This is a genomic window from Azospirillum sp. BE72 (genome assembly GCF_031455875.1).
Taxonomy (GTDB): Bacteria; Pseudomonadota; Alphaproteobacteria; order Azospirillales; family Azospirillaceae; genus Azospirillum.
Genome location: NZ_JAVDTO010000015.1, coordinates 36,390 through 55,825, shown reverse-complemented (window position 1 = coordinate 55,825; position 19,436 = coordinate 36,390). Strand labels below are relative to the sequence as shown.

The 19,436-nt window shown below is 68.8% G+C and carries 16 protein-coding genes; 8 read left to right on the top strand and 8 right to left on the bottom strand.

The window, feature by feature from the left end:
- Positions 1 to 66: 66 nt before the first annotated feature.
- From J2Y49_RS25835 to J2Y49_RS25825, 3 genes are all read right to left on the bottom strand, one after another.
- The gene (locus J2Y49_RS25835; protein ID WP_310118085.1) at positions 67 to 1,101 is read right to left on the bottom strand and encodes a LysR family transcriptional regulator; all 1,035 of its coding nucleotides are present in this window, start codon (positions 1,099 to 1,101) and stop codon (positions 67 to 69) included.
- Positions 1,102 to 1,257: 156 nt separating this feature from the next.
- Entirely contained in the window at positions 1,258 to 1,635 is a 378-nt protein-coding gene (locus tag J2Y49_RS25830; RefSeq protein WP_310118083.1) for a TIGR02588 family protein, read from the bottom strand.
- A gap of 137 nt (positions 1,636 to 1,772) precedes the next feature.
- Positions 1,773 to 2,639, bottom strand: coding sequence for a TIGR02587 family membrane protein (locus tag J2Y49_RS25825; protein WP_310118082.1), 867 nt, complete (start codon positions 2,637 to 2,639; stop codon positions 1,773 to 1,775).
- Positions 2,640 to 2,928: 289 nt separating this feature from the next.
- Here J2Y49_RS25825 and coxB point away from each other — a divergent pair, with 289 nt between their 5' ends.
- Genes coxB through J2Y49_RS25810 form a run of 3 tightly spaced genes read left to right on the top strand, consistent with a single transcriptional unit; the run spans position 2,929 to position 6,859 of the window.
- Positions 2,929 to 3,933 carry a cytochrome c oxidase subunit II gene (coxB, locus tag J2Y49_RS25820; protein WP_310118080.1) on the top strand — a complete coding sequence of 335 codons (1,005 nt, stop codon included), beginning with the start codon at positions 2,929 to 2,931 and terminating at the stop codon, positions 3,931 to 3,933.
- Positions 3,930 to 6,485: a cytochrome c oxidase subunit I gene (ctaD, locus tag J2Y49_RS25815; protein WP_310118079.1), complete on the top strand. Its 2,556-nt coding sequence runs from the start codon at positions 3,930 to 3,932 to the stop codon at positions 6,483 to 6,485. The genes coxB and ctaD overlap by 4 nt, the downstream gene beginning before the upstream one ends.
- Positions 6,486 to 6,496: 11 nt before the next feature.
- Positions 6,497 to 6,859, top strand: coding sequence for a hypothetical protein (locus tag J2Y49_RS25810; protein WP_310118078.1), 363 nt, complete (start codon positions 6,497 to 6,499; stop codon positions 6,857 to 6,859).
- 115 nt (positions 6,860 to 6,974) lie between these two features.
- On the opposite strand, the gene J2Y49_RS25805 is transcribed toward J2Y49_RS25810, so the two are convergent.
- The 3 genes from J2Y49_RS25805 to J2Y49_RS25795 all read right to left on the bottom strand — a co-directional run bounded on the left by J2Y49_RS25805 (position 6,975) and on the right by J2Y49_RS25795 (position 9,825).
- Entirely contained in the window at positions 6,975 to 7,658 is a 684-nt protein-coding gene (locus J2Y49_RS25805) for a peptidoglycan-binding domain-containing protein (protein WP_310118076.1), read from the bottom strand.
- A gap of 141 nt (positions 7,659 to 7,799) precedes the next feature.
- Positions 7,800 to 8,966, bottom strand: a complete 1,167-nt coding sequence (locus tag J2Y49_RS25800) for a c-type cytochrome (protein WP_310118074.1) — start codon at positions 8,964 to 8,966, stop codon at positions 7,800 to 7,802.
- 4 nt (positions 8,967 to 8,970) lie between these two features.
- Positions 8,971 to 9,825: a cytochrome c oxidase assembly protein gene (locus J2Y49_RS25795; RefSeq protein WP_310118073.1), complete on the bottom strand. Its 855-nt coding sequence runs from the start codon at positions 9,823 to 9,825 to the stop codon at positions 8,971 to 8,973.
- A 198-nt stretch (positions 9,826 to 10,023) separates the two neighbouring features.
- Between J2Y49_RS25795 and J2Y49_RS25790 the strand changes: the two genes are divergently transcribed.
- The 3 genes from J2Y49_RS25790 (at position 10,024) to J2Y49_RS25780 (ending at position 15,616) form a co-directional block, all read left to right on the top strand.
- The gene (locus tag J2Y49_RS25790) at positions 10,024 to 11,295 is read left to right on the top strand and encodes an efflux RND transporter periplasmic adaptor subunit (protein WP_310118071.1); all 1,272 of its coding nucleotides are present in this window, start codon (positions 10,024 to 10,026) and stop codon (positions 11,293 to 11,295) included.
- Between the two features lie 4 nt (positions 11,296 to 11,299).
- Positions 11,300 to 14,437 (top strand): multidrug efflux RND transporter permease subunit, encoded by a 3,138-nt coding sequence (locus J2Y49_RS25785; protein ID WP_310118069.1) that lies wholly within the window; start codon positions 11,300 to 11,302, stop codon positions 14,435 to 14,437.
- A gap of 237 nt (positions 14,438 to 14,674) precedes the next feature.
- Entirely contained in the window at positions 14,675 to 15,616 is a 942-nt protein-coding gene (locus tag J2Y49_RS25780; protein ID WP_310118067.1) for an RNA polymerase factor sigma-32, read from the top strand.
- Here the strand turns inward: J2Y49_RS25780 and J2Y49_RS25775 are convergent.
- Positions 15,576 to 16,439, bottom strand: a complete 864-nt coding sequence (locus tag J2Y49_RS25775) for a DUF2243 domain-containing protein (RefSeq protein WP_310118065.1) — start codon at positions 16,437 to 16,439, stop codon at positions 15,576 to 15,578. The genes J2Y49_RS25780 and J2Y49_RS25775 overlap by 41 nt on opposite strands.
- Positions 16,440 to 16,808: 369 nt before the next feature.
- Here J2Y49_RS25775 and J2Y49_RS25770 point away from each other — a divergent pair, with 369 nt between their 5' ends.
- Positions 16,809 to 17,993 (top strand): OpgC domain-containing protein, encoded by a 1,185-nt coding sequence (locus J2Y49_RS25770; RefSeq protein WP_310118064.1) that lies wholly within the window; start codon positions 16,809 to 16,811, stop codon positions 17,991 to 17,993.
- Positions 17,994 to 18,119: 126 nt separating this feature from the next.
- Positions 18,120 to 18,350, top strand: a complete 231-nt coding sequence (locus J2Y49_RS25765; protein WP_310118061.1) for a hypothetical protein — start codon at positions 18,120 to 18,122, stop codon at positions 18,348 to 18,350.
- A gap of 105 nt (positions 18,351 to 18,455) precedes the next feature.
- On the opposite strand, the gene J2Y49_RS25760 is transcribed toward J2Y49_RS25765, so the two are convergent.
- Entirely contained in the window at positions 18,456 to 19,082 is a 627-nt protein-coding gene (locus tag J2Y49_RS25760; protein ID WP_310118060.1) for an ATP-dependent Clp protease proteolytic subunit, read from the bottom strand.
- Between the last annotated feature and the right edge of the window lie 354 nt (positions 19,083 to 19,436).

Below are 19,436 nucleotides of genomic sequence, written 5' to 3'. Positions count from 1 at the left end.
GCGCGGGCACCTTAGCGCAAGGGAGAAGGGGTTAGAAGTGACATGAGAAATCGGGACGCGCCCGGCTCACACGACGCAGAGGCAGGCCCCTTCCTGGTCCATGGCGATGGAATCCACGGCGACCGGCAGTTTCTGCGCCTTCTCCGGCATCTTGGGCCGGTGGGCCTCGCCGCGGCAGGCGTCGATCGGCACATCCTCCCCCTGCATCAGCGGGCAGCGTTCGAAGATCTCCGCCACCCAATCGACGAAGACCCGCACCTTGGGCGACAGGTGGCGGTTCTGCGGATAGAGGGCGGAGATCGGCATCAGGGCGGGGCGCCAGTCCGGCAGAATCTCCACCAGGGCGCCGCTGCGCAGGTGGGGCAGGGCCATGAAGCGGGCGGGCTGGATGATGCCAAGCCCTTCCACCCCGCAGGTGACGTAGGCGTCGGCGTCATTGACCGAGACGGTGCCGGCCATCTTCACCTCGCGCTCCACCCCGTCGCGCTCGAAGCTGGGCTCGTGGACCTTGCCGGTCCGGGTGAAGTATTTGACGGCGACATGGCTTTGCAGCTCGTCCAGCGTATTCGGCGTGCCGTGGGCGGCGAGGTAGGACGGGCTGGCGCAGGTCACCGACCGGAAGGCGCCGACCCGGCGGGCGATCAGGCTGGAATCCTGAAGCTCGCCGACGCGCAGCACGCAGTCCACCCCCTCCTGGATCAGGTCGATGGGCCGGTCGCTGAGCCCCAGCATCAATTCGATGTCGGGATAGGCGCTGTGGAACTCGTGGATCGCCGGGATGATGACCAGCCGGCCGATGGAGCCCGGCATGTCCACGCGCAGCCGGCCGCGCGGCGACTTGCGCGCGCTGGTGAAGGAGGACTCGACTTCCTCCAACTCCTGCAGGATGCGGGTGGCGCCTTCCAGATAGGCGGCGCCGTCCAGCGTCAGGTTCAGCTTGCGGGTCGTCCGCTGCAGAAGCCGGACGCCCAGCGACGCCTCCAGGTTCTGGATGGTGGTGGTGACCGAGGCGCGCGGCAGGCCCAGCGTGTCGGCCGCCTTGGTGAAGCTGTTTGCCTCCACAACCCGAACGAAGACGCGCATCGCGTGAAGCTTGTCCATGGCCGTCCTGTCCCGCCCTGCGTCGGCACCGCGCCCGGTATGGACGGTGCCGCTGGTTGAAGAGCGGCTATTTAACCATGACGGGCGTCGCTGTCGATCATTCGGACGGACATGGCTGGGCGGACATGACTGGGCCGATGGGGCAGGCAGGGGCCGCTACGGCTCGCTGTAGCTGGTGGGAACGATGCGCAGCTCGAAGCGGGCGGGGTCCTGCTGGAAGATCAGGCCGCCGAAGCGTTCCGAATAGGGCGGGAGATAGTCGAATTCGGCCTCAGCCGCCTCGACGACGCGGTCGCCGGACCGCAGCTCCCCGCGCACGCGCAGGGTGGCGGCGGTGGCGGTGGTGCGGTTGCGGATCTGGAAGCGCACGGTGTGGCCATGGCCGCCGGCCTGGGTTTCCACAACGGTGATGTCGATCCTGCCGGGCACCTCGCCGTGCTCCCGCAGGCCGTACTGCACCATGTAGACGATCATCGCGGCGATCAACAGGGCGCCGATGCCCGCCGCCACCCATTCCAGGGGGGAGGTCGGCACCGCCCGCTCCGTCTCGCTCCTGCCCGTCTTCCGATCCGCCGGCTGCGGCGGAGGTCGGGTCCGTTCCGTCGCGGCGTCCTTGCGCCGGGGTGCCGGTCCGCCTTGTGGGGTCATGGTGGGTGTGCCCTTCCTTCCGGTCACAGGATCAGGCGGGCGGCCGCCGCGCCGATGGCGCAGGGGAAGCCCAGGACGACGGTGGCGCTGATGATCTCGGCCAGCCCGGTGCCGTCGGTCCGGCCGAAGGTCCACAGCAGGTAGAGGCAGATCGCCAGCACGATGACGTAGCCGACGACGGTGAAGCGCAGGAACAGGCTCCAGAATCCCACGCCGCCGGGCGGCTTCGACCCGCCGGGCAGCTCCACCGCATAGACGAAGGCGTGCATCAGCACGAGCGACAGCAGCAGCAGCGCAATTTCCCGCCACGGATCCATCATGTAGGACAGCAGGACCATCTCCTCCGTCGGGGCGACGTTGAGGCCGAGGAAGAGCGCGCCGACTCCCATCAGGAACAGTTCCTGCCCGTATGTCATGGAGTCCTGGCGCTGCGTGCTCTCGGCCGTCTTCTCGCCCAACTGGTCGCGGGCCAGCATGGCGCCGATGGCGGCGGGGAAGCTCTGCAGCGCGATCTTGCCGATCACCTCGCGCGCGGGCATGTCGAAGGACAGGACCTTGAAGATGCCGAGGATGACGGCCGACATCGCCACCGCCACCGCGATGGCGACGAAGGCGTCGGCGATGTCGTCGCGCAGGCTGGCGTTGACCTTGAAGCCGCTGACCACCGACAGGCCGATCAGCAGCGGGATCAGCAGGACCAGCAGCAGCACCAGCCGCCAGGGCGTCATGGTGAAGCCGATCCACCACATCTCCATCGTCATCAGCATCGGCAGCGAGAAGATCAGCGCCCCGGCGAAGGCGCGTGCCAACCCGACCAGAAAGGACCGATGGTCCTCGTAGACGGGCCTTTCCGGTGTAGCGGCATCCGAGTGGCCGGTATCGGCGGTCATGCATCGTCTCCCAAACCCCGCCGCACGGTCGTCGCGGCCCGCTTCCCAGGGTCAACGCTTACGGCCACGCACAGGTTTCCGGGTTCTCCGAAGGAAGATGAGGTGCCGAGGAAACCGCCGAGCCTCTGCTGTGTTGACCCTGGTGGGACCATGGGGTGCGGGGCCAATCGCATTTCGGATCCGAGCGGCGATGTTCCGTGTCGAATACCCCTCTCCCGCAAGGGGAGAGGGGCTGTTGCTGCTCGCGAAAGCAAGGCGCTGTTGTCGAAGAGCGGGGAGAGGAGGAGGCATGGACTGGCCGGGCCGGCGAACAGCGCGAAATCCTCTGCGGCCGGTCTTGCCGGCCGTGGTTCTGGCGCTTGCCGGGTGCGAGGGGAGGCAGTCGGCGCTGGATGCGGCCGGCGTCAGCGCGCAGGAGATTCTGGTCACCAGCTGGATCCTGTTCATCGGCGGGGCCGCGATCTTCCTGGCGGTGATGGCGCTGGCGCTCTATGCCGCCTTCGTCCGGCCGGAGCGGTTTCCCGGCCGCCGCGCCTGGGTGATCGGCGGCGGCATCCTGTTCCCGGTCGTCACGCTGACAGCACTCCAGCTGCATGAATTCGCGCTGGCCCGCCGGCTGGCGACGCTGGCGCCGGAACCCGCCTTCGTGGTCGAGGTCACCGGGCTGATGTGGTGGTGGGACGTCCGCTACCTCCTGCCGGGGCAGGAGCCGCTGCGCGCCGCCAACGAGATCGTGCTGCCGGCCGGCCGGCCGGTGGAGTTGCGGGTCGCCAGCGCCGACGTGATCCACAGCTTCTGGGTACCCAGCCTCGCCGGCAAGATCGACATGATCCCCGGCCATGTGAACCGCCTGCCGCTGGTGGCGCAGCGGCCGGGGCTCTACCGCGGCCAATGCGCCGAATATTGCGGGGCGCAGCACGCCCTGATGGCCTTCGACGTCCGTGTCCTGCCTCCGGACGAGTTCGACGCCTGGATGGCGGCACAGCGCCGCCCGGTGCCGGAACCGCCGACGCCGGAGCTGGTGCGCGGCCGCGATGCCTTCTTCGCGCTCGGTTGCCATTCCTGCCATGCGGTGCGCGGCACGGAGGCGGACGGGCTGGTCGGGCCGGACCTCAGCCGCATCGGCGCCCGCGCCTCGCTCGCCGCCGGGACGCTGCCGACGCGGGTGGAGACCATCGCCGCCTGGATCGCCGGCGCCCAGCACATCAAGCCCGAGAACCGCATGCCGTCCTTCGACGTGACCGACGGCGAGACCCTGCATGCCATGGCCGCCTGGCTGGAGAGCCTGAAATGACGCTGCGCACCGACGAGCCCCGCGACGAGTTCACCGGCGGCCGGCCGACTCCCAGCCCCATGCCCCGGCCGCCGGGGGAGGAGGAGGAGCTGCGCCGCCTCTGGCGTCTTCCGCAGGGAATCGCCCGCCTCACCGCGGTGAACAATACCAAGGTCGGCGTCTGGTACATCGGCACCGCGCTGCTGTTCTTCCTGATCTCCGGGGTGCTGGCGCTGGTGATGCGGCTGCAATTGGCGATGCCCGGAAACGACCTGCTCGACCACGGCACCTACAACCAGTTCTTCACGGTTCACGGCACCGGAATGATGTTCCTGTTCGCCGTGCCGATCGTCGAGGCCATCGGCGTCTTCCTGCTTCCCTCCATGCTGGCGGCGCGCGACCTGCCCTTTCCCCGGCTGTCGGCCTTCGCCTTCTGGGCCTATTTCTTCGGCGGCATCTCCTTCTTCTGCTCGCTGATCTTCGACGCGGCGCCCGACGGCGGCTGGTTCATGTATCCGCCGCTGACCAGCTACGAGCATTCGCCCGGCATCAACGCCGATTTCTGGCTGCTCGGCATCGGCTTCATCGAGATCTCGGCCATCGCCGGCGCCATCGAGATCGTGGTCGGCATCCTGCGCACCCGCCCGCCGGGCATGACGCTGGACAAGCTGCCGATCTATGCCTGGTCGATGCTGGTGATGGCGGGGATGATCATCTTCGCCTTCCCTGCCGTCATCGTCGCCACCGCCCTGCTGGAGATCGAGCGCGCCTTCCACTGGCCCTTCTTCATCGCCGAGCGGGGCGGCGATCCGCTGCTGTGGCAGCATCTGTTCTGGTTCTTCGGCCATCCGGAGGTCTACATCATCTTCCTGCCGGCGGCCGGTTTGGTGTCGATGATGGTGCCGACGCTGGCCCGCCGGCCGCTGGTCGGGCATGACTGGGTGGTGCTGGCGCTGGTCGGCACCGGGTTCTTCAGCTTCGGCCTGTGGGTCCACCACATGTTCGCCACCGGCATCCCGTCGCTGTCGCTCAGCTTCTTTTCCGCCGCCAGCATGGCGGTGGCGGTGCCGAGCGGCATCCAGGTGTTCGCCTGGATCGCCACGCTGGGGGCGGGGCGGGTGCAATGGACGGTCGCCACCCATTTCCTGTTCGGCTTCCTGTTCATCTTCGTGCTGGGCGGGCTGACCGGCGTGATGGTGGCGGTGGTGCCCTTCGACTGGCAGGCCCATGACAGCTACTTCATCGTCGCGCACCTGCATTACGTGCTGATCGGCGGCATGGTGTTCCCGGTCTTCGCCGGGCTGTACCATTGGTGGCCGACGCTGAACGGCCGGCTGCTGTCGGAGCGGCTGGGGCGCTGGGCCTTCTGGCTGATGTTCATCGGTTTCAACGTCGCCTTCTTCCCCATGCACATCAGCGGCCTGCTGGGCATGCCGCGGCGGGTCTACACCTATCCCGGCGATCTCGGCTGGAACCTGCTGAACATGATCTCCACGGTGGGCTCCTTCGTGCTGGCCTTGGGCGTGCTGCTGGTGCTGATCGACATTGCGCGCAGCGCCTTCGGCGGCGGGGAGAAGGCGTCCGACAACCCGTGGAACGCCGGCACGCTGGAATGGCTGCCGAACGAGCTCTACGCCACCCGCAGCATCCCGCACGTCACCAGCCTCTATCCCCTGTGGGACAAGCCGGACCTGCCGTGCGAGGTGCGCGAGGGTGCCCATTTCCTGCCCGGCGCCCCGACCGGCCGGCGCGAGACCATCGTCACCAGCCCGATCGAGGCCAAGCCGCAATATCTGATGCCGCTGCCGGGTCCGCATTGGGGTCCGTTCCTGGCCGGGCTGTTCACGGCCGCGCATTTCCTGTGCCTGACCGTGCAGTGGTATTATCCCTCGCTGATCCCGGCGGTGCTGGCCATCGCCATGGTGATCTGGTGGCTGTGGGGCCTCGACACCGGTGCCGACCACCCGCCGCAGGATGTCGGCGGCGGCTGGCGCGTGCCGGTCTACATCCAGGGGCCGAAGAACCATTCCTGGTGGGGCGTGGTGGTCCTCCTGCTGGTGGACGGCACCGCCTTCGCCTGCCTGATCTTCACCTACCTGTTCCTGTGGACGGTCAGCCCGGACGTCTGGCCGGTGGGCGGAGACGGGCTGCCGGGACTGCCCTGGCTGGCCGGCGGGCTTGCGCTGTGGGGACTGTCGGCGCTGGCAATCGGATGGGCGCGCAGGGCGGTCGACCGCAACCGGCACGGCCGCGTCCGCATCGGGCTGATCCTGGCCTGGGCGGCGATGGTCGGCGGCATCCTGCTGGACGCCAATGCCCAGATCGGGACCGGCCTCGTCGGTGCGGCCAGCGCCTATGGCGCCATCACCTACATGCTGGTGGCGTGGCAGGCCTTCCATGTGGCGGTGATGACGCTGATGCTGGGCTACACGCTCGCCCGCTCTGCCGCCGGGCTTCTGCATGCGGAGCGGCGGGTGACCTTCGACAACACCCTGCTGATGGGCTGGTACAGCGCGGCGCAGGGGACGATCGCCCTGCTGCTCCTGCACCTGTTCCCACGTCTGGCGATTTGAGAGGGGGCGTCATGTCGGGCCGCAGCTTTCCCGTTACCTTCGGCGCGATGCTGGCGCCCTTCCTGATCTGGGCCGGGCATTTCGGCCTGGTCTATGCCATCAACGGCGCGGTTTGCGCGCGGGCACCGGACGGGGCGATGCTGTTCGGCTATCCGATGTCTGCGACATTGGTCGCCGCCGCGACGGTCCTCGCGATGGCCTGGGTAGCGATCCTGCTGGTGATGGCGCTGCGCGGGACCGGGCCGGCCGGGCATGTCGCCTCCGCCGACCCGCGCCGCTTCGCCCGCTGGTTCGTGGTTGCCGGGGCGGGCTCGGCTCTGGTCGCCATCCTGTGGGTCGGTCTGCCGGCCCTGTTGGTGCCGGCCTGCGGGTGATGCCGAAACCCTGAAAAAGGCTTCGCCGGCTTCGAGGCACCGGCGGCGGCCGGAGGGGCCGCCGCGGATGTCTCGAAACCGGCGTTGCGGCTTCAGAAGACCCTGGCCGCTGGAGTTACTGCTGGGTGCCGGTCTGGCCCATGGAGCCCTGCGGGGTGCTCTGGTTCTGCGGGGTATCGCTCGGCACGGTGCCGGTGGTGCCCGTCGTACCCGTGGTCCCCGTCGTGCCGGTGCCCGTGTTGCCGGTCGTGCCCGTGCCGCCGGCGGTGCCGGTGTTGCTGGTGCTGCCGCTCAGGTTCAGCGCGGCCATGGTCTGCTCGTCGGCGCGGCCGGTGGCGCGCAGGCCGTTCTCGCGCTGGAACTGCATCAGGGCGCGGCGAGTGTTGGCGCCCCACATGCCGTCCACGGCGATGTCGCGGCCGTCGGTGCGGTCGTTCAGCGCCTGCTGGATCTCGCGCACCTGCTCGCTGCTGAGATTGCTGGACGTCATGCTGCCGGAGCGGCGGGCCGACGAACGGTCGGAGCCGCTGCCCGACGTCTCTTCCCGGACCTCCTTGGTCGCACGGTCGGTCACGCGGTCGGTCTTCTTGCTCAGGCTCTCGTCCATGCTGTTGCCGGCAACGGCGCCGCCGACGCCACCGACCACCGCACCGACCGGGCCGCCGACCACGGCGCCGGCCACGGCACCGCTGCCCGCGCCGGTCGCCGTCCGCGAGGTTTCCGTGCTGCCGCAGGCGCTGAGCGCGAACAGGGCGCCGGCTGCCGTGGCGGTCATGACGATCTTCGAAATCCCACGCATGGTTGCCATCCTTCTCGATTACGCTTCGATGTTGGCGACCCGCCGCCCGGTGCGGCCTGTACTGTCCTGCCGCACGGCAAGCGACAGCTGGGTCATGTGATGAACAATCAACAGCGGGCCTTCTTGTTCCCTGGCATCGTATCAGGATTTTCCGTCATCGCCCTTCACCATGGCGTCACCGTGAGCGCGGCGGGAGTAATACTCGGCGACTGCATCGATCTGTTCGTCGGTCAGTCGGCGGACCGCGGCCTCCATGATGCGGGACAGCGCCGTGTTGCCGCGCGCCTCGTCGCGCCACAGCCGCAGCTGCCCGGCGATGTAGGAGGCATGCAGGCCGTCCAGCGTGGGATAGCGCGGGTCGCGCGCATGGCGGCTGTCGCCCGCCCCTTCGTGACAGCCGGAGCAGGCGGCGACGCCGCGTCCCGGATCGCCGGACTCCGCGATCCGCCGGCCAAGTTCCTGCAGTTTCGGATCGGATTCTCCGGCTGCAGGCGTTGGTGTTGCAGGCTTTTGCGCGGCGTAATGGTCGGCCAGCCCGCGGATGGCCTCCTCGTCCAGACCGGCGGCGACGGGCTGCATGATGCCGCTGAACCGATTGCCCTGGGCATAGGCGCGCAGCGTCTCGAACAGGTAGTCCGCCGACTGCCCGGCGAGCCGCGGGAAGGCGCCGTCGGCCCCGCCATTGCCATCCCGGCCGTGGCAGCGGGCGCAGTCCTGCAGCGTCTCCCCCAGACGGGCGGTTTCCGGGCCGCTGACGGGGCCGGTCAGATCAGCCACATGGGTGCGCCCGTCCGGCTGGGTCCCGCCGAAAGCGAGGCTGCGGTATTCTTCCGCGCTCATCCCTTTGAGCCGCAGGAGAAAGGCGGTAACCGCCCAGGGCTCGTCCTTGCGCTGCTGTGCCGGCCAGGCCGGCATCCCGGCATATTTGATGCCGTTCAGCGTGATCCAGTACAGCTCCTGCGGCTTCCAGTCCGCCAACTGGCTTGGCAGATAGGGCGGCTCCGGCATCATGTGGCGGGAGATCGGGTTGCGCGGCGCGTCGGGCGCGCCGTGGCAGGGCGCACAGCCATTCTCATAGTGGCCGGCGCCGCGGCGGATCAGCGCCGGGTCGTCCAGGTCGGGCGAATCCTCGACGAAGGCGGCGTGCGTTTCGACCGAGCTGCGCATCGCCATCTCGAAGAACATCTCGACGGGTGTCCAGTGCTCCTTGGTCGCCGCGACGCTGTAGAGGCCGGACCATGCGAACAGCAGCCCGCCGATGCCGGCCGCCACCGCCGCCAGGGCGAGGGTCGTCAGGATGCGCCGCATGCCCTCACCCGGCCTTTCCGCCGGAGAACCGGCCGTCCTTGATGCGATCGTCCCAAATCCGATCATCAGCGCTCTGCCGCAGCCAGCGCGCCGCACCGGCCAGCACCAGCGCGACATAGGCCAGCGACCCGACCACCCCCATGATCAGCCCGCCGAGCTGCTGGTCGGCCAGCGGCGACAGGCCCCAGGCCGCGGTGGTGGTCAGGTGGTAGGGGAACAGCGGCGTCCCGGCGAAGATCAGCAGCCCCGCCAGCATCGCCAGATGGACCGAGGTCCCGAAGGCCGCCAGCAGCCCGCGCAGGCGCATGGCGTTCCCGGCCGGCGCCAGCACGCTCCGCCATGCCGCCACCGCTCCGGCGAGCAGGGTGCCGTGCATCAGCCACAGCACCGCGTCGTTCGCCAGCGCCGCCATGTAGGGGCCCGGCAGGTGCCAGACCCACAGCGTGATGCCGAACAGGCCCCAGGCCAGTTCAGGCCGCTCCAGCGGCCTGACCGCGGTCCGAAGCCAGCCCGGCCAGCGCACCGCCCCGGCCGGCCAGCCGAGCACGAACAGCGGGGCCGCGACCTGCACGGTCAGCAGATGCTGGGCGACGCGGGCGGAGAACAGGGCGGAGGTGAGGTTGCACAGGGGAGAGACGAAGGCGATGCCCAGCACCAGCCAGCCGGCGGCGAGGCACCAGGGCCGGTGCCCCGAAACGCCGCCTGCCGCCTGCGTCCGGCGCGTCACCGTCGCCAGCCCGGCCGCCGCCAGGACGAAGACGGCCAACAGCCATGGATCGGTGTTCCAGGCCATCGACAAGCTCCCCGGCACCGGCGGGGCGCCGCAATAGGGGACGAAGGGAAGGGCGTCTGTCGGCATGGCGTGGCCTCGCGGAATCCGGGATCTCTCCGTCCTGTCCAATGACCCGGACGGCGGGATGTTCCCGATAAGGCGACGTTTCAGCCCGATTGACCGTAATGGGAGGGAGCAGAAAGCCCGCTGGGATGTTGTTCCGCGCATGGCCGATCGGACATCCACTCGGATACGGGCCAATCGGAACTGTTGCCGGAGACCGTGATGCCCTCCGTCCATCCCTGCCGCGCCCGCGTCCTTCCCGCCTTCTGTGCGGCGATGCTGGCGGGGCTGCTCGCCGCCGGACCCGCGAAGGGGCAGGGACAGCCGGGCGCCGGCCGGAATGCGCCGCCGCCTGCGGTGACAACCGTGCCGGTGCAGAACCGCGACGTGGCCCCGGTGACGGAGTTCATCGGTCGGATCGAGGCGATCCGCTCCTTCGACGCGAGGCCGCGGATCGAGGGAACCGTGGAGCAGGTTGCCTTCCAGGAGGGGCAGGACGTCCATGAGGGCGACCTGCTCTATGTGATCGAGCCGGCGCCGTACCAAGCGGCTCTGGACAGTGCCAAGGCGCAGCTCGCCAGTGCAGAGGCCAAGCTGCGCGAGGCGGAGCGGGCCTACAGCCGCGCCGACGAACTGCGGCAGCGGGGTAACGTCTCGCAGGCGCAGCTGGATCAGGCGCTGGCCGACCGCGACGCCGCCCAGGCGGACGTGATGATGAACCAGGCGCAGGTCCGCACGGCGGAGATCAATCTCGGCTACACCCGCATCTCCAGCCCGGTGGACGGCCGCATCGGCGCCACGGCGGTGACCCAGGGCAACCTCGTCAACCCGTCCACCGGCGTGTTGGCGACGGTGGTGCAGCTCGACCCCATCCGCGTCGTCTTCTCGGTCGCCGACCGCGACATGCTGGCCTTCCAGCGCCGGTTCGACGTGCGCCGGCCGGCCCAGGCGGCGGCGGAGAAATACGTGCCGACGCTGATCCTGCCCGACGGCAGCGAGTACGCCGAACAGGGCCAGGTCGAGTTCGCCAACAACCGCGTCGATCCGCAGACCGGCACCGTCAGCATCCGCGCCACCTTCGCCAACCCGCAGCGTCTTCTCCTGCCGGGCCAGTATGTGACGGTGCAGCTCCGCCGCGACCAGCCGGAGCAGCGGCCGGTGGTGCCCGTCGCCTCCATCCAGCAGGACCAGCAGGGCAGCTACGTGCTGGTGCTCGACGACCAGAACAGGGTGCAGCGCCGCCCGGTGCAGACCGGCGCGCAGGTGGACCAGTTGCTGGTGGTGGAAAAGGGCCTGACCGCCGGCGAGACCGTGGTGGTCGGCGGCGCGCAGAAGGTGCGGCCGGGCATGGTCGTGCAGCCCACCCCGGCGGAGCAGATGACCGAAAGCACGCAGGCGGGGGTCGCTCCAATCGGAACCGGCCCCGCGGGTGCGGCCGGCAGCAGCGGTGCCGCTCCGGCGAACGGTGCCGGCTCCGGCGCGGCGAAGGAGTGAGGCGATGTTCTCCGCGCTCTTCATCCGCCGCCCGAATCTGGCAATCGTCATTGCGGTCGTCACCCTGATCGCCGGCTTCCTGGCGCTGACCGCCATCCCGGTCGCGCAATATCCGTCGATCACCCCGCCCACCGTCCAGGTGTCGGCGACCTATCCCGGCGCCAATGCCCAGGTGGTGGCCGACAGCGTCGCCGCCCCCATCGAATCGCAGGTGAACGGCGTGGAGGGCATGCTCTACATGTCCTCCACCAGCACCGACACCGGCAGCTATTCGCTGACCATCACCTTCGCTCCCAGCACCGATCCCGACATCGCCGCGGTGAACGTGCAGAACCGCATGTCGCTCGCCACCGCGAGCTTGCCATCGGAAGTGACACGCCAGGGCGTCACCGTGCGCCGGCAGTCGCCCAACATGCTGATGGCGGTGAACGTCTATTCGCCCAGCGGCACCTTCGACCCGATCTTCATCTCCAACTATGCCAGCCTGAACCTGCGCGATTCCATCGCCCGCGTTCCCGGTGTCGGCGACGCGCAGGTGCTGGGCGCGCTGGATTACAGCATGCGCATCTGGATGAATCCGGACCGCATGACGGCGCTGGGCATCACCGCGACGGACGTGGTCGGCGCCATTCAGAATCAGAATGTCCAGGCGCCCGCCGGCCAGATCGGAGCGCCGCCCATCGGCGGCGACCAGCAGCAACAGTTGACCATCATCGCTCGCGGTCGCCTTAACGATCCGCAGGAATTCGCCAACATCATCATCCGCAGCAACGAGAATGGCGGCATCGTCCGCGTCGGCGACGTGGCGCGGGTGGAGTTGGGGGCGCAGTCCTACACCTCCTCGTCCAAGCTGAACGGCGCGCCCGCGGCGACGCTGGTCGTCTACCAGTCGCCGGGCGCCAATGCGCTGGACGTCGCCAACTCGGTGCAGGCGGAACTGCAGCGGCTGTCGCAGCGCTTCCCCGAGGGGCTGGAATACGCGGTCGTCTTCAACACCACCATCTTCGTCACCGCAACCATCGAAGAGATTGTGCTGACGCTGGGCATCACCTTCCTGCTGGTGGTGGCGGTCATCTACGTCTTCCTGCAGGACTGGCGGGCGACGCTGATCCCAACCCTGGCGATCCCGGTGTCGATCATCGGCGTCTTCGCCGTGCTGCTGGTTCTGGGCTACAGCGCCAACACCATCACGCTGTTCGCGCTGATCCTCGCCATCGGGCTCGTCGTCGACGACGCCATCGTGGTTGTGGAGAATGTCCGCCGTGTCATGGAGGAGCATCCAAAGCTTTCGGCAAGGGACGCGTCGGCCAGGGCGATGGGGCAGGTCAGCGGCGCCATCGTCGCCTCCACCCTGGTGCTGGCGGCGGTGTTCGTGCCAGTGGCCTTCCTGCCGGGCATCACCGGCCAACTCTACCGCCAGTTCGCCGTCACCATCGCAGCGTCCTTCATCATCTCCGGCATCAATTCGCTGACGCTCAGCCCGGCGCTTTGCGGCCTGCTGCTGCGTCCGCCGACAGCACCCTGGCGGCCGCTGGCGGCCTTCAATGGCGGGCTGGACCGGGTGCGCGACGGCTATGGCCGGCTGGTCCATGGGCTGGGGCGGCGGCTGATCGTCGGGCTGTTGCTGTTCGTGGCGATCACCGCCGGCGCCTTCGCCCTGCTGCGGGCCTTGCCCACCGCCTTCCTGCCGGCGGAGGACCAGGGCTATTCCTTCGTCAACGTACAGCTTCCCAGCGCCGCGTCCGTCACCCGCACCCAGACCGTGATGGACAACATCAGCGAAACCATCAAGCAGGAGCCGGGCGTCGCCGACGTCATCGCCATCTCCGGCTTCAGCATCCTCAGCGGCCAGGGCTCCAACGTCGGCCTCGTCATCGTCGCGCTCAAGCCCTGGGCGGAGCGGGGCAGCGACCAGACCGTCGACGCCATCCTGGGCAGTCTGCGCCCGCGCTTCGGCGCGATGCCGCAGGCGACGGTGACTGCCTTCAACCCGCCCTCCATCCCCGGGCTGGGCGCCACCGGCGGCTTCGATCTGCGCGTGCTCGCCACCGGCGGCCAGACCCCGCAGGAATTGGGCGCCGTTCTGCGCGGCCTGCTGGTCGCCGCCAATCAGGACGCCAACCTGCAGGCGGTGTTCAGCACCTACAGCGCGGAGGTGCCGCACCTGTATCTGGACGTGGACCGCACCCGCGCCTCGCTGCTGGGGGTCTCTCCGGCCGACATCTTCACGACGTTGCAGGCCCATCTCGGTGCCAGCTACGTCAATGATTTCAACCTGTACGGCCGTGTCTTTCAGGTGAAGGTGCAGGACGCCGCGGGCTATCGCGATCAGGTGAAGCAGATCGACCAGCTCTATGTCCGCAGCCAGACCGGCGACATGGTCCCGCTGCGCAGCCTCGTGTCGGTGCGCACCACCCTGGCTCCCGACAGCATCACCCGCTACAACCAGTTCATGTCCGCCTCGGTCAATGGCCAGCCGGCGGCCGGGATCAGCACCGGCCAGGCGCTGATCGGGATGCAGGGGGTGGCGCAGAACACGCTGCCGCAGGGCTACGCCACCGAATGGACCGGCCTGTCCTATCAGGAGAGCCAGGTCGGCAACCAGGGCCTGATGGTGTTCGGCCTTGCCCTTCTGTTCGGCTACCTGTTCCTGGTGGCGCAGTACGAGGACTGGCTGGTGCCGCTGGCGGTGCTGCTGTCGGTGGCGGTCGCCGTGCTGGGGGCCGGCGTCGGGCTTTGGGTCACGGGGATTCCGAACGACGTCTATGCGCAGATCGGGCTGGTTCTGCTGGTCGGTCTGGCGGCGAAGAACGCCATCCTGATCGTCGAGTTCGCGCGCGAGCAGCGGGCCGACGGCCGGTCCATCGTCGATGCCGCGGTGGCCGGCGCCCGCCAGCGCTTTCGCGCCGTGCTGATGACGGCGCTGGCCTTCATCCTGGGCACGGTCCCGCTGCTGGTCGCCACCGGCGCCGGGGCGGCCAGCCGGCGGTCGATCGGCACCACCGTGTTCGGCGGCATGGTGGCGGCGACGGTGATCGGCATCATCTTCGTGCCGGTGCTGTTCGTCGCCTTCCAGCGCCTGACCGAACGGCTGCGCCGCCGCCCGGCCGAGGCGCGCGTGCGCCCGGCGACGGAGGGGTAGAGGGATGCCGAAGGACTGCCGGGGCCTTGATTCGTTTGCATAAGAACCCACATCAGCATGGTCCCCGACATCCTTGAAAGTGGCGTCCTTTGTGCGACGCTTCCCCGCGCATCGGCGCGATGGCGGCCGGCTCCGGGCCAGACGCCGACCGACCTGTTCCCTGCCCGGTCTGCGGCTGACCGGGAGGGCGGGCGGCGGCCTTGCAGAGCGATGGGCGGTCGGGGCAGGGAGTTTTCCATGCCGAACAAGAACCAACCGCTTCCCGAAACCCGGTCGGCCGAACCGCTGACCCTCTTCCTGAAGGACATGCGCCGCTACGAAGTCCTCGCTGCCGAGGAGGAGCGGGAGCTTGCCCGCCGCTGGCGCGACCATGACGATGCCGAGGCGCTGGACCGGCTGATCGGCGGACACCTGCGTCTGGTCGTCGGCGTCGCCAAGCGATTCCAGCGCTATGGGCTCCCGCTGTCCGATCTGGTGGCGGAGGGCAACATCGGGCTGATGCGCGCCGCGCGGAAGTTCGATCCCGACAAGGGCTTCCGCTTCTCCACCTATGCCCACTGGTGGATCCGCGCGGCGATCCAGAACCATGTTCTGCAGAACTGGTCGCTGGTGAAGATCGGCACCACCACCGCGCACCGCACCCTGTTCTTCGGCCTGCGCCACCTGAAGGCCAAGCTGAAGGAACTGGACAGCGGCGACCTGTCGCCCGAGGCGGCGGCGGCCATCGCGATCGAATTGGACCTTCCGGAACGCGACGTGGTGGAGATGAACCGCCGCCTCACCGCCGACCGCTCGCTGAACGCCACGGTGGGCGAGGAGGGCGAAATGGAGTGGCAGGACCTGCTGGCCGACGACCGCGCCGACCAGGAGACGGCGCTTGCGGAGACGGAGGAGCGTATCCAACACAAGCGCCTGATCGCGCTGGGTCTGGAAAAGCTGAACGAACGCGACCGTCAGATCCTGATCGCGCGCCGCCTGCTGGACGAGCCGGTGACCGCCGACGAACTCAGCCGGCGATTCAACCTGTCGCGCCAGCGCATCGGACAGATCGAGGCGGCGGCGATGCAGACCGTCCGCAAGGCGGTGCTGGCCGGACGGGCCGCCCAGGCGACGCAGCGGCCTGCCGCCCGCAAGCCGGTCAAAGGGCGGTCGAGACGGACGGGCGGGGTGCCGGCCTGAACCAGTCCAGGCACCCGGCGGGCACCACGCCGTTGCTGACCAGCAGCGCGCCCTTGCGGTAAAGGTCGAGCGCGCTGCCGCCCTCCGGCAGGTCGATGGCCCAGAGCTGCCCGCTGGGATCGCTCCACACGGTGAGGCCATCCACGGAGGCGAGGGCGGTGAGCGCCTCGGCCGGTGCGGTGCCGGGACGGAACAGCACCAGCGTGGCGGTCCCGCCCGGCGGCGGCAGGGCGGCGACCGCCCCGGCGACTCCGGCCGTCAGTGCCAGCAAGAGCGGTGCGGCGGCGCGGCGCAAGCCTCCGCCGCCGGAATGTCCGCTGCCGGTTCGCCCCAGCCACCAGCCGGCGGCAGCGACGGCGACGCCGAAGGCGAAGAACCACAGCAGGTCCCAGAACAGCTTGTTCTCCACGTCCATGCGGATGCGGTGAAGGCCCAGGAGCCAGTGCGACATCAGCCCGTCCAGCATGTGCCAGACCCCGAAGCCGACCAGCGCCCAGCCCATCAGCCGGCGCCCGCCGACCTCGGCAAGCCCCCGGTGCCCGCGCCACAGCTGCCACAGCCCCACCGCGGCGATCACATACATCAGCGCATGGAAAAGTCCATCCGCCAGGACCTGGACCCCGATGTCGGCGAAGGCCGGATCGGCGAGGCCTGAGAGCAGGTGGTGCCATTGCAGGATCTGGTGCAGCAGGATGCCGTCGAAGAAGCCGCCCAGTGCGAATCCCAGGCTGAACCCGCCCAACAGCAGGGTCCGGCCAGGGCCGCGCCTGACATCGGACATCGGCATCGGGTGCGGCATCGGATCGTTCGGATCGGCGGTCATGGGCTGATGTCCCCGGTTTCTGTCTGGTGGTTTCTGATTGGATTTGGCCCCGCATCCCTAACAAAGCCGCCATGGGCGGGTTCCTGCCCTTTCGGGTTCACCCGATTCCGGGTTGGTTTCCGCAGCCGCCGCGAGAAGGGCGTAACGCTTTTCCCCTCCCGCGCCGCGATGGAAGGATCCCCCCATCGCGTTGGACACCCGGCCGGTGAAAATGGCCATGGTGGACTAAGTCCCCCGTGGTGATGCCGGACCGGCAGTGGTCCTGCACCGCCGCGATTCGTGCGCCCTTGCCGAAGGTGGCGAGCGGCCAGTCCTGCCCGGCCAATTCCCCGGCAGGAAGCCCCGCGACAGCAGGAGAGGCACAGCCGCATGCAGCAACGTCAGGCTCGCGACGTCCGGCTCGATCTGTTCAAGGGCGTGGCCCTTCTGATCATCTTCATCAACCATGTGGGCGGAAATCCGCTGGCCAAGGTGACGCCCGGCCGGTTCGGCCCATCCGATTCGGCGGAGATCTTCGTCTTCATCTCGGGCTATGCCATCGCCCTGGCCTATGGCCCGGTGCTGGCGGAACGCGGGTTCGCGGCCTGCCAGCGCAAGGCGCTCGGCCGCTGCCGCCAGCTGTGGGCGGCCAACATCGCCACCATGCTGGTCAGCGCGCTGGTGGTGGCGCTGGCGGTTCATGTCGGCGATCTGCCGATGGAGGCCTCCAACCGGCTGCAGAGCTTCGCGCCGCTGTTCGACAGCCCGGTCATGGCGATGGCGTGGCATCTGGTGCTGATGTATCTGCCCTTCGCGCTCGACATCCTGGCGCTCTACATCCTGCTGGTGGCGGCGGCGCCGCTGTTCCTGTGGTCCTACGCCCGCTTTGGCATGACGGCGGTGGTGGGGTCGGTGGTGCTCTATCTGCTCGCCCAGGGGGCGCCCGGCCTGATGCCGCCCAACCTGTGGGAGGGAAGCTGGAACTTCAGCCCGCTGGCGTGGCAGTGCGTGTTCTTCCTGGGCACCAGCCTTGCGCTGGTGGTGCGAAGCGGCCGGATCACCCTTCCGCGCTCTCCCTGGCTGCTGGCGGCGGCGCTGGCGGTGGTGGTGGGCATGGCGCTGTGGAAGGGGGCGGCCTCCGACCTCGGCCGGGCGCTGGTTCCGGCAGGGCTGCATGGCTGGCTACCGGAGCAGACGATCCCCTTGGCGGACAAGGACACGCTGGGCCCGATGCGGCTTCTGCATTTCCTGGCGCTCGCCTGCGCGGCGGCGCTGCTGGTGCCGCGGGATGCGGCATGGCTGCGCTCGGCGCCCGCGCGGCTGCTGACCGCCTGCGGGCGGCACTCGCTGCCGGTCTTCTGCGTCGGGGTCGTGCTGTCCATCACCGGAACCGCGCTGTTGATGGCGGGGAAGGGGTTGGTGATGGTGCTGGCGGTCAATCTGGGCGGCATCGCCCTGCTGCTTGCGCTGGCGGTGGTGCTGGAGCGCCGGCGGACCCGCCAGCTGCCGGCGAAGGGGGCCGCGGTCCCGGCATCGCCGTCACCGTCGGCCGCCGTCGTCCCGGAAACGCCCTGAGGCCGGGGGAAAGCTACGGCTGGGCTTCTTGAATCCTGCGCCGGGTGAGCGCATATTTCTTATATGCAATTCAACCCGGCCATACCGTCTTTCCAGACGCTGAAGCCAAACCCGCAGACACCCGCGGTGCAGATCGCGATGTCTCCGGCGGTGCAGGCGGCGCAGCAGACGGCGCCGCCGGTCCGTACCCAGACCATCGCCGCTCCGCAGGCGGCCGGCAAGGCCGACCAGACGCGCGAGACGCGCACCGCCACCCAGGGCAACCAGTCGGTGGACACCGTCGCCAATGCGCTGACCGCCCAGGTGAACGGGCAAGGGTATCGCAAGCGCGGATCGCTGCTGGACGTTTCGGTCTGAAGGCCGGCTTTTCAAAGCTCTTGCCGATTAACGCACTGATAAAAGAAAAGGGGCTTTCCTCCCGCCGGAGGAAAGCCCCTTTTCAATGTCCGCCGGAACGAACGGTTACTTCAGCTCGTCCATCGTGTCGATGACATGGGTGACGATGCCGTATTCCTTGGCCTCGTCGGCTTGCATCCAGTAGTTCCGGTCCGTGTCCTTGGCGACCTTTTCGAAAGGCTGCCCGGTCTCACGCGCGATGATTTTGTTCAGACGCTCGCGCATGCGGATGATTTCCTTCGCCTCGATGGCGATGTCCGTCGCCCGGCCGCCCGTTCCGCCCAGCGGCTGGTGGATCAGGAAGCGGGTGTTCGGCAGGCAGAACCGGTCTTCCTTCTTCGCCGCCAGATAGATGTGGCAACCGGCGCTGGCGACCCAGCCCGTGCCCAGCATCTTCACCCGCGGCTTGATGAAGCGGATCATGTCGTGGATGGTGTCGCCCGCCTCGACGTGGCCGCCCGGCGAGTTGACCACGACGGTGATGTCGTCGTCGTTCTCATGGGCTAGCGCCAGCAGCTGGGCCGAGACGACCTGCGCCAGCTTCATGTCGATCTGACCGAAGATCAGGACCGTGCGCGCCTTGAACAGGCTCTGCTGCACGGCGGCGAACTGCGGCTGGGCGCTTTCCTTCGACTTCTCGTCCGGTTCCTTTTCAGGTTCGTCGTCGAACCGGGTGTATCCGACCTGCGCCATTGATGTTCTTCTCCCTGGTATCGGAAGCGGGGTATCGGGACCGGGATGCGCTGCCGGAGGGGTGCCCCGACTGCTGTCCCGCTGCCGCATGCGCCTTGCCTGCTTCACCACATAGCCCGTCCGGGCTTCATGTTCAACGTCCGGCGGGGCAAAATCGATGGGCGGAGCCGCGGCCGGATGGAACGTTTGAAACGCCGTGCAACGGTTTTCCGGCCCTGTTCCACTGTTCAACTCGCCGAACACGAGGGTGTCCTCCAAGGTCGCAGGCACGACGCCCATTCCTACCACGCGGCAGTGGGGCAGGTAAGAGGCGGTTCGAAATCCCGGCTGGGGCATTGACGCCCTTTGCCGCCC

What these genes read in the sequence shown, in the direction of transcription:
- J2Y49_RS25835 (WP_310118085.1), bottom strand. Translation starts at nt 1,101, where the DNA reads ATGGACAAGCTTCACGCGATGCGCGTCTTCGTTCGGGTTGTGGAGGCA.
- J2Y49_RS25825 (WP_310118082.1), bottom strand. Translation starts at nt 2,639, where the DNA reads ATGACCGCCGATACCGGCCACTCGGATGCCGCTACACCGGAAAGGCCC.
- coxB (WP_310118080.1), top strand. Translation starts at nt 2,929, where the DNA reads ATGGACTGGCCGGGCCGGCGAACAGCGCGAAATCCTCTGCGGCCGGTC.
- ctaD (WP_310118079.1), top strand. Translation starts at nt 3,930, where the DNA reads ATGACGCTGCGCACCGACGAGCCCCGCGACGAGTTCACCGGCGGCCGG.
- J2Y49_RS25810 (WP_310118078.1), top strand. Translation starts at nt 6,497, where the DNA reads ATGTCGGGCCGCAGCTTTCCCGTTACCTTCGGCGCGATGCTGGCGCCC.
- J2Y49_RS25805 (WP_310118076.1), bottom strand. Translation starts at nt 7,658, where the DNA reads ATGCGTGGGATTTCGAAGATCGTCATGACCGCCACGGCAGCCGGCGCC.
- J2Y49_RS25800 (WP_310118074.1), bottom strand. Translation starts at nt 8,966, where the DNA reads ATGCGGCGCATCCTGACGACCCTCGCCCTGGCGGCGGTGGCGGCCGGC.
- J2Y49_RS25795 (WP_310118073.1), bottom strand. Translation starts at nt 9,825, where the DNA reads ATGCCGACAGACGCCCTTCCCTTCGTCCCCTATTGCGGCGCCCCGCCG.
- J2Y49_RS25790 (WP_310118071.1), top strand. Translation starts at nt 10,024, where the DNA reads ATGCCCTCCGTCCATCCCTGCCGCGCCCGCGTCCTTCCCGCCTTCTGT.
- J2Y49_RS25785 (WP_310118069.1), top strand. Translation starts at nt 11,300, where the DNA reads ATGTTCTCCGCGCTCTTCATCCGCCGCCCGAATCTGGCAATCGTCATT.
- J2Y49_RS25780 (WP_310118067.1), top strand. Translation starts at nt 14,675, where the DNA reads ATGCCGAACAAGAACCAACCGCTTCCCGAAACCCGGTCGGCCGAACCG.
- J2Y49_RS25775 (WP_310118065.1), bottom strand. Translation starts at nt 16,439, where the DNA reads ATGACCGCCGATCCGAACGATCCGATGCCGCACCCGATGCCGATGTCC.
- J2Y49_RS25770 (WP_310118064.1), top strand. Translation starts at nt 16,809, where the DNA reads ATGCAGCAACGTCAGGCTCGCGACGTCCGGCTCGATCTGTTCAAGGGC.
- J2Y49_RS25760 (WP_310118060.1), bottom strand. Translation starts at nt 19,082, where the DNA reads ATGGCGCAGGTCGGATACACCCGGTTCGACGACGAACCTGAAAAGGAA.